We start from the raw sequence: 10088 nt of genomic DNA, 5'->3' as shown, positions 1-10088 counted from the left end.
GTGGTGTGAACCAGAGCTGTTAGGCACGATTACTCCAACAAATACCTCTACGGTTACTTTTTCCGCCGGGACAAAAACTATGCGCGGGACTCTAACGGTCGAGGCAAGAGATGGCACAATCTCGGTGACGGCACATTTGAGTATTACCTTGTTTGCTGGAACACCAACAACTGTCTGGATACTTGATAAACAAGGCGTGTTTGTTACCAGAGGAACTATCACCGCAGGTGGTAGTTTATTTTTTTTGGGTTCAGGAACGGATAAATATGGTAATTCGGCTGATTCCTTCCAGTATTTCTGGCAAACCACTGCCGGCATAATAAATCCAATCCTGGGCACTTCAACAACCTTAACCGGCACCAGAGCCACCACCGGCACATTAACCCTAACCGCAAATGGCACACAGACTTCAATTAGTGTGACTATCCTTCCGACCTCAACAACTAAGTTTATCTTTGAACATATCCCATCACCTCAGAGACCTGGCACCCCTTTTGATGTTACTTTGAATAGTGCAGATGAATTTGATAACCTAACTCAAGATAGCCATATTGCAGGAACAGTTACTTTAACTATTTCTAATGGCACAAGTAGTCTGGGGACGATGAGTGTGATTTCGGGTTTTGGGACAAAAAGTATTTGTATTGATTCACCGGGTAGTTATACCATTTACGCCAGAGGGACTTTTACTCAGTCACCAGAAATTGTCTTGCAGGGAACAAGTAATTCTTTTTTAGTTGAAACCGGGACACCTACACAATTTATCTTTTTATTACCTCCCGGGACAATATCTGTTTCTGCGGCAGGGACAACGACCATTACTGCATATTTAGCCGACAATACTGGATTTCGAGTTGGGACAGCGGGTGTTGAATGCAATTTAAGCATTTGGGCTAAAACTCCTAATGCAACTGGAACTCTGGGCACTTTAACTACTATCACGGATGTCAATGGTCAGATTAGCACTACCTGTCAGGTAGGAACTACCGCAGGTAGTCAAATTAAAGTCCTCATTACAACAAATTCATTTAATGGAATAGCTGGCACTTCATCGCTAATCATCACGAAAAATGGTTCTGTAGCCAAATTTGAATTTAGTGATATTGGGACGCAAACTGCTGGAATACCTTTTTGGGGCACAATCACGGCTAATGATGATTATGGTAATCTTGCCGAAGATTTTATAGGCACGGTTTCATTAGGGGTTCTTGCTTTGCCATCAGGAACAATCACCCCGACACAGACTGGGATTTTTACAAATGGACAATGGACAGGAACTATGACCATTACCACCGCTTTTATGATGGGTTCTATTATTGCGATGCATTCAAGTGGTGCGGCGGGCACAAGTAACCTATTCACTGTTATTCCTGCAGGACTTCATCACATAAATCTTATCCCTACCTATGCCACAACTACTATTGAAGGCACTATCTCCTTCAGTTGTAATGGAGAAGATGCTTATGGAAACAAGATTGATGGACTAATTTATGACTGGGAATCTATGGTGGGGACATTTACCCCGGCACAAGGGACATCAACGGTATTTACTGCAGGAACATTAGCCACAACAGGGACTATTGCGGTTAAAAGTGGCACGAGAACGGCAATTGGGACGGTAACTATTCTTGCAGGCACTTTGAGTTCTCTGGCGATTTCTCCTTCACCAGCGACAATGACTGCGGGCTCAACATTGACCTTGACCGCAATTGGCTATGATGCATACTGGAATGAGTTAGCCACGATTAGCTGCACATGGGAAACAAATATTGGCACCATAACATATCAACTTCCTGGCACTACCGCTTACCTATATGCTACCAAAACAGGTGCTGTGACAGTTACTGCTACCTCAAATAATATTGCCACTTCAACTACCATTACCATCAATCCTGCTGCTCTACATCACTTTGAATTCACTACCATATCAGATACGGTAGCAGGAGAAGAGTTTATCTTTGATGTAGATCCAAAAGATAGATTTGATAATGCCACCAGTGATGTTGATATAGTGTTAGGGACTTTATATAAAGGTGGTAATCTAAGTTGGGATGGGACATTTAGTACAACGAATTCATTTAAAGGGAGTTTTACTCTAGTTGGAACATATAATGTCCTAGCCAAAAAATTAGACAATGAATCAATAAGAGGTACCTCAAATACCTTCTCAATTACGGCTGCTACTGATACTGCCAGATTTGATATTATTTTAGGCACCAATTCTGTTTCAGTCGGAGCGACTACTTCCGTCACGGTGCAATTAACTGACCAATATGGCAATCCCGTGGAAATACAGGGCACAACTGCAGAGTTATCTGTTATTGGCACCGGGACATTAGATAGGACAGTAGGCACGACTAATACCGAAGGTAAAATCGAGGCAATTTGGACGGCATCAACTGAAGTTGGGACAGAATCATTCATTCAAGTAGTCTCCGTCTATGGCACTTCAACATCTGCTACTATCACAACAAAGATTGGCACTTTATCCTACATCACCCTTTCTACACAGACGATTAATTTACAGGTAGATGCGACCTGCACCATTACGGCTACTGGATATGATGAATTTGGACATAAAATTATTGGTTTAATATTCGACTGGGCTACGACTCTGGGGACTCTTACTTCTATTATCGGTTCAACAACGACATTTGAAGCAGGAACTTTAGCCGGCAAAGGGACTTTAACCGTGAAATACGACAATGTTGCCACGCAAACCTCGATTAATATTAATCCCGGCACAATTACCCATTTTTCCTTTGAGCCTATTGCCAATCAAATCAGAGATGAAATATTCTATGCCACAGTGACGGCACGGGATAAATACGAAAATCTTATCCCTGATTATGCGACAGAGACGAATTTATACGATGCTACAAATGGGACTTTGACTACAATTAACCTCAATCAAGGTATCGGTGCAGGAAGTATCTCTTTAGGAACTGAATTTTTAGGAATGACTTATATCTTAAGTCAAGCAAATGACATTAGAGGCACAAGCAATGATTTTTTTGTGTTGATAGATGATGCTCAGGGTGGCACGGTGACAAAGATATTTGCTCAGGGAACAACGACAATTGCCTTTAAAAATGGCGTTTTTCAAGGAATAGATTATTATCCAGATATTAATCCTGCGACCTCAAGTGTGATGATTGATACAGCTAACAGTAATCTTGACCCATCACTTGAAGAAGTGCCATCTTCAATCCGTGAGATAAAGGTTTTTAGTGGCACACCAACACTTCTACATCAAACCTTTGAAACTGATACAGTAACACTTAGCCTCTCGTATGTAGAGCATCCTACCTATTCGGGATATGTCGCTACTGGGAACCAGGTAGTATTTGAAGAATCATTAAAGATTTATCGTCTTAAGGAAGATACTAGCCAATGGGTTCTTATACCAGGAACGGTTAATACAGAGTTAAATATAGTTACTGCCTCTATCCCTCATCTTCCAGCAACTTATATTTTAATCGGTAACATACCTACCCTTGACCATTTTGCGTTTTCTACCCATCCTCCTGCTATTGCTTGTGCAGGGGAAGGATTTAGCATTGGGATAGAGGCTCGAGATAAAAACGGTAATCGGCTTGGAAATGGTATGAGTCCTTTCCCGCCATATAATGGCACAGCGAGCTTAGGACTTAATATTCCTGGAACAATTACGCCCGAAGTGATTCCATTTACTAACGGTTATTTTACTGATAACGCTTCTATTACCACTGCGGGTGCTAATATTTCCATTATTGTAGAATCAGATGGGAAGATAGGGACAAGTGGCCTTTTTACAGTTTGGCCTCAGCTATACACTCATTTTGAATTTGATTATATCGGGACGATGAATGTTGGTATTCCGGGGACAATTACTATCTTTGCGAAGGATGAATTTGGGAATAATGATGATTTAAATCATTCTACTATAACCGTTTCTTTAGAAGTTCAGGGTAATGTTATTATCCCTTCGCAAGTTACTATTCCTGATGGAACAGGAACATGGTGTGGGACTGTAACAATTTATAATAATCAAATCAATGCCCGGATAATTGCTAAAGATGGCTCTTCTGTTGGCACAAGTAATCCTTTTAATATCATTGGTGGTGAGCTGGCATCCATCATCATCGAACCGGCAACTCCAACCATTGCTCAGTTTGGCACAGCCTCATTTATGGCGAAAGGATATACCAGTTCACATTTTGAAATACTTCCAGACGCAGGTTATACCTGGACAGTAAGTAATAATTTATTGGGTAGTTTTACCTTTATGTCAGAAAAAGGGACATTTACCATTTTTCAAGCAGGGACAAAGGCAATGACTGGCACGATTGCGGTTACCTCAGGGAGTATCACGGCAATAGCGACGATTACTGTAAATCCTGGTAGCGTTACTTCACTCTTAATCTCACCACACGGCGCCACAACTACCTCTAACAGTGAGGTAAAGTATGAGGTTACGGCTGTGGATAGTTATGGCAATACCTGGACAGTAACCGCCCAAACACAATTTGTTACAAATGACCCGGCAGGAACGATGACCGATGGGAAAGAAATTTATACTGCGGGCAAGGTTGGCACCTGGACGATTGCCGGGACGCATACCAGTGGCGTGGGGACATCGACTTATGTTGTGGTTAGTGTGGGCACACCAACTGCCTTGACTATCATTCCTGAAGGAACAACAGTTAAAGCAGGAGATATGGTTAGTTATACGGCTATTGCTGAGGATACAAAAGGCAATACCTGGACAGTAACCGCCCAAACACTATTTGCTACAAATGACCCAGCAGGAACGATGACTGCTAATGTTTATACGGCTGGTAAGGTTGGCACCTGGACGATTGCCGGGACGCATACCAGTGGCGTGGGGACTTCGACTTATGTTGTGGTTAGTGTGGGCACACCAACTGCCTTGACTATCATTCCTGAAGGAACAACAGTCAAAGCAGGGGATATGGTTAGTTATACGGCTATTGCTGAGGATACAAAAGGCAATACCTGGACAGTAACCGCACAAACACAATTTGCCACAAATGACCCGGCAGGAACGATAACCGCTAATGTTTATACGGCTGGTAAGGTTGGCACCTGGACGATTGCCGGGACGCATACCAGTGGCGTGGGGACTTCGACTTATGTTATGGTTAGTGTGGGCACACCAACTGCCTTGACTATCATTCCTGAAGGAAGAACAGTCAAAGCAGGAGATATGGTTAGTTATACGGCAATTGCTGAGGATACAAAGGGCAATACCTGGACAGTAACCGCACAAACACAATTTGCCACAAATGACCCGGCAGGAACGATAACCGCTAATCTTTATACGGCTGGTAATGTTGGCACCTGGACGATTGCCGGGACGCATACCAGTGGTGTGGGGACTTCGACTTATGTTGTGGTTAGTGTGGGCACACCAACTACCTTGACTATCATTCCTGAAGGAACAACAGTCAAAGCAGGAGATATGGTTAGTTATACGGCAATTGCTGAGGATACAAAGGGCAATACCTGGACAGTAACCGCACAAACACAATTTGCCACAAATGACCCGATAGGGACGATAACAGACTATGGAACTTACACGGCAGGTAAATCAGGGATATGGCAAATATACGGGACATATACTAAAAATTCTACTAAAGTTGCTACCACCACCACAGTTAATGTTATTGTGGGCACAGCTACTGCCTTAAATATAATTCCCGCGAGCTTAACGCTTAAATCTGGAGAGCAGATTTCATATCAGGCAATTGCCAGAGATACAAAAGGAAATACCTGGACTGTTACATCACTTACACAATTTGCTACGGATGACCCAATAGGAACGATAACTGAACATGGCACTTATACCGCGGGTAAAGTTGGCAGATGGATGATTAGTGGAACCTATACGATTGATGCCGTAGGGGCGACGGCGACTGTCTATGTTGAACACGGTAGTGCTACCTCGCTTTTTATCAATCCAGCGACCTCGGTTGTAGGTGCGGCAGGGACAATTAGTTATACAACTATTGCTCAAGATCTCCATAGCAATACCTGGACAGTAACCGCCCAAACACAATTTGCCACAGATGACCCGGCAGGAACTATGACCGCTAATATTTATACCGCTGGACAGATGGGAACCCATACGATTTATGCTACCTATACTTTAATCGGCACTACGGCTACGGTCTATGTTACCGTAGGCGAATTAGACCATTTTAATCTTGATTCCATCCTGCAGTGGTTTAAGAATGAACCAGGAACAATGACCATTTCTACCCGTGATAAAAAAGACAATTTAGTTCCGACCTCAACTACATTTACATTAACACCACAAAATATAATTACTCCATATCAAGGGACAATGACAGATGGAGTGGCAACGATGAACCTGATTATATCTAAAGCAGGACCGGTGATAATTACTGCTTATAAAGATAACATTCAGGGAACTATTACTCTGATGATATTACTGCATAAAGAACTTATTGGGACGGAAACACTTATGACCCCGGATAATTTAGTTACCGAGATAAGAATTCCTGCTGATACAATAGCCACTGATTATTATGTGGTTATTGGCACACCTACGGCACAGACCAATCCTGATATTGCCAACGCAAATAATAAACTTTCATCTGCTTATAAATATACGAATATTCGGGAATTTAATATTAAAAACGCCGCACGTGGCACTATAACTCAGGTAGGAACCATAACGATTACTATTCCATACGAAGATACAACTCCAGATGAAGAATATGTTGATATTAACGGAATTAATGTTAAGGAAAAGACATTGTGGATATACGGGTTACAAAATAGCGAGTGGAAGAAAATAGATAACCAATTACCTGACCGCACTAACAACTGGGTTCGGGCAGAGGCAGGTAGTTTTTCAATATTTGTCTTAATTGGTGAGACAACCGCACCTGACCTGACGAAACTATTGGTTTATCCTAACCCGGTGCGGGTAAATAAAGGTGATACCGAGGTTATCTTTGAAAACTTAAGTAATAATGCCGTTATTAGAATTTATACTATCTCAGGTGAATTAGTCTGGATAAAAGAAAAAGTAGCCGGTATGACTAAATGGGACCTTAAGAATGATTATAATCAACCAGTGGCAAGTGGTGTTTATATCTATATTATTCATGATGAAAATGAGATAATCAGAGGTAAAATTGCTGTGATACGGTAAGGAGGAAAGAGTTATCACCACAGAGACACAGAAACACGGAGAATGATTTTAGAAAAAGCAGCTTACAGAACAGATAATTGGGGTAGCAGTAGAAGTTTATCACATTTGAATTTTGGGATACAACAACGAAAAACACGAAAAAGACATCCTTTATTTTTCGCATCTTTCGTGCCTTTCCGTTGTTTATTCCCCCTTAATAAAGGGGGTTAGGGGGTTGTTCTCAGTGCCTCTGTGTCTCCGTGGTGAGGTGAAGGCAATAGAGATTAAGTAAAGAGGTAAGACGATGATGAAAAGGTTTAAATTATTAATTTTATGTATTTGCATTATTCAGTCAACAGTGGTTTATGGCGAGACTAAGAAACCAGGGGCAACCGCGGCTAATTTCTTAAAATTGGGTATTGGAGCGCGGCCAGCGGCAATGGGTGAGGCATTTTGTTCAATAGCCGATGACATTAATGCCGCTTACTGGAATCCAGCCGGCTTAGCCCGGGTAAAAGAATTTCAACTTACTGCTATCCATAAAAACTGGTTTGAAGGGATTAATGGTGGTTATTTAGGATATTTGCAACCGATGGATAAAGGGGCATTAGGTGTTTCGATAATTTACCTGGACGAAGGGAAGATACAGGAAATTAAAAAGGATAAAACAGTTGTTGGCACTTTTAAGGCAGAAGATGCGGGAGTTGCTGTATCTTTTGCTCAAGCATTAAAAGAGAACTTATCGCTTGGCGCCAATTTAAAATATATTCAACAGAAGATTGCCGATGTCTCAGCTATGGGTGTTGCTGGGGATATTGGACTGATATATAAACCTACGAAATTCTTAAATTGGGGATTTGTTGTGCAAAATATAGGCACAAAGATAAAATTTGTCAATGACGGATTCCCCTTACCGCTAAATTTTAAAACAGGTCTATCATACCAGAATAAAGGTTTGACATTAGCCCTGGATGTTAATAAGGCAATTGATAATGACCCATTAATTTGTCTTGGCGTCGAGTCAAAAATTGGTAATATCCTTGCCTTACGAATGGGATATAGATGGTTTACCAAAGACCAGAAATTAGATTTATATAAAAGTGCACCTGTTGGCATCACCGGTGGATTTGGGTTAGGATTGGGTAATACATATTTCTTAGACTATGCCTATGTGCCTTATGGAGATTTAGGAGATACACACTGTATTGCATTTGTAATGAAGCTAATTCCGATGGAGATACCAGAAGAAGTGATAACTCCACCGGTTCCAGCACCAGTAGTTATTCCTGAAGAAAAACCAGAGGTAAAAGAGGGCAAACCTGCTCCTATACCAGAGATTGTTCCTGAGATAAAACCTGAAGTTAAACCCAAAGAGATTATTCCTGAAAAACCAAAAGAGATTGTGCCTGTAAAACCACCTGAGTTATTACCTGAAGTCAAACTACCAGGAAAAACACCTCCAGAACCTGTTATTCCAAAGAAGCAGGTTATCGTGCTGATGGATGAGGTAGATATCTGGTCAGGTCCCGGTGCTACTTATGATAAGATAACCACCGTCCATAAAGGAACAAAACTTATGTTAATAGATGATTCGAAATGGTATTATAAGGTTTTGCTACCAGATGGAACGATTGGTTGGGTATGTTATGTATTTGTAAGTAAGTAACCGTTCAGGCTATATATCAAAAGTGTAAGAAAGGGGATAAGGAGATAAGAGTGATATGGAGATAAGATAATAGAATATAGATTGAAATTTATAGAAATAGGTAGAAATTGATTGTGGAAAACAACAAATTTCCATAAATTTCTATTAGTTTCTATTAATTTTCAATTTTTTATAATATCTCCCTATCTCCTTAATCTCCACATCTCCTTTTGTTACACCACCTGAACGCTTACAATCTTGTAACCGTTTACCTCACCACAGAGACGCAGAGAAAAACACACCCCTAACCCTTCTCAAGAGGGGAAAATCTATGGACAGATGGATTAATAAATCTGGCTTGCCTGCTGAAGAGTCGGCAAGCAGGTCATAAGTATTTCTATGTCTTCTCTGCGAACTCTTGCGTCTCTGCGGTAAAGGACTACCTGACTCAAGGTAGAATTTAAAATATGGATTGGAAATTGGTAAAAAGGGGAAATTTACATCCTGTCGGCAATGTCCATACGGGTAAAAAAGCAGAGGCAAATATTTGGTTAACCAGGATAAATGACCAATTAGTTGTGGTAAAAGATTATCATTCAAAGAGATTTTTGTTTAAATTACTCTTTGGGCGATGGCTTATTCGTCGGGAATTTGAGATATATAAGAAATTACAGGGGATAAAAGGTATTCCGAAAGTCTATCAGTTATTAGATAAAGATGCCTTCATTTTAGAATATATTGAAGGGGAAGATTGCTATCATTTTAAGGGGGGAGATTTGAATGAAGAAGTTTATGTGAGACTCAGGGACTTAATAGATGAAATACATTGTCGTGGTGTAGTTCATTGTGATTTAAAGAAAAGGAGCAACATCGTTATTCGGGCTGATTGGCAACCATATCTGGTGGATTTTGCCACGGCTTTTACTCAAGGCAGCAGATTTAATTTTATTCAAAGGTGGTTTTATAAACAGTTTTATCAGGATGACTTAAAGGCGATTGCCAAGTTAAAAAAGAGGTTATCTCCACACCTCTTAACCCAGGAAGAAGAGACTAATTTATCTACACGGCTATTTTTAGAAAATGAGGTTCGGTTTATCCGAAAATATGTTCGGCAATGGATAAAGAAATTAGCTTCACACTAAATTTCGGTCGTGTCTTAATCTAGCATAAAGGTTAAAATAGTGTATAGGGTTCTGCAAAATAGGATTTGAGGGAGACAACAAATAAATATCAAATATCAAATATTAAATATCAAATATAAATATCAAAATGCAAAAT

At 40.6% G+C, this 10088-nt stretch carries 4 protein-coding genes; 3 read left to right on the top strand and 1 reads right to left on the bottom strand.

Annotated features, from left to right (window positions below; translation table 11 throughout):
- The first annotated feature begins 79 nt into the window (after positions 1-79).
- The gene (locus AB1422_12270; protein MEW6620087.1) at positions 80-7186 is read left to right on the top strand and encodes a T9SS type A sorting domain-containing protein; all 7107 of its coding nucleotides are present in this window, start codon (positions 80-82) and stop codon (positions 7184-7186) included.
- 283 nt (positions 7187-7469) lie between these two features.
- On the top strand, positions 7470-8831 hold the full coding sequence (locus tag AB1422_12265) for a PorV/PorQ family protein (GenBank protein MEW6620086.1): 1362 nt from the start codon (positions 7470-7472) through the stop codon (positions 8829-8831).
- Positions 8832-8840: 9 nt separating this feature from the next.
- Here the strand turns inward: AB1422_12265 and AB1422_12260 are convergent, their stop codons facing one another.
- Positions 8841-8966 carry a hypothetical protein gene (locus AB1422_12260; protein MEW6620085.1) on the bottom strand — a complete coding sequence of 42 codons (126 nt, stop codon included), beginning with the start codon at positions 8964-8966 and terminating at the stop codon, positions 8841-8843.
- Between the two features lie 311 nt (positions 8967-9277).
- Between AB1422_12260 and AB1422_12255 the strand changes: the two genes are divergently transcribed.
- A complete protein-coding gene (locus tag AB1422_12255; GenBank protein MEW6620084.1) occupies positions 9278-9952 on the top strand; it encodes an RIO1 family regulatory kinase/ATPase in 675 nt (224 codons plus the stop codon).
- The last annotated feature ends 136 nt before the right edge of the window (positions 9953-10088 follow it).

This window comes from bacterium, from assembly GCA_040757115.1.
Taxonomy (GTDB): domain Bacteria; phylum UBA9089; class CG2-30-40-21; order CG2-30-40-21; family SBAY01; genus JBFLXS01.
The sequence above is the reverse complement of the archived record's forward strand: the minus strand, read 5'-3'. Positions and strand labels throughout refer to the sequence as shown.

Excerpts from the sequence above, each read along its gene's own strand:
- AB1422_12270 (MEW6620087.1), top strand. The coding sequence starts at position 80 with ATGCGCGGGACTCTAACGGTCGAGGCAAGAGATGGCACAATCTCGGTG.
- AB1422_12265 (MEW6620086.1), top strand. The coding sequence starts at position 7,470 with ATGATGAAAAGGTTTAAATTATTAATTTTATGTATTTGCATTATTCAG.
- AB1422_12260 (MEW6620085.1), bottom strand. The coding sequence starts at position 8,966 with ATGGAAATTTGTTGTTTTCCACAATCAATTTCTACCTATTTCTATAAA.
- AB1422_12255 (MEW6620084.1), top strand. The coding sequence starts at position 9,278 with ATGGATTGGAAATTGGTAAAAAGGGGAAATTTACATCCTGTCGGCAAT.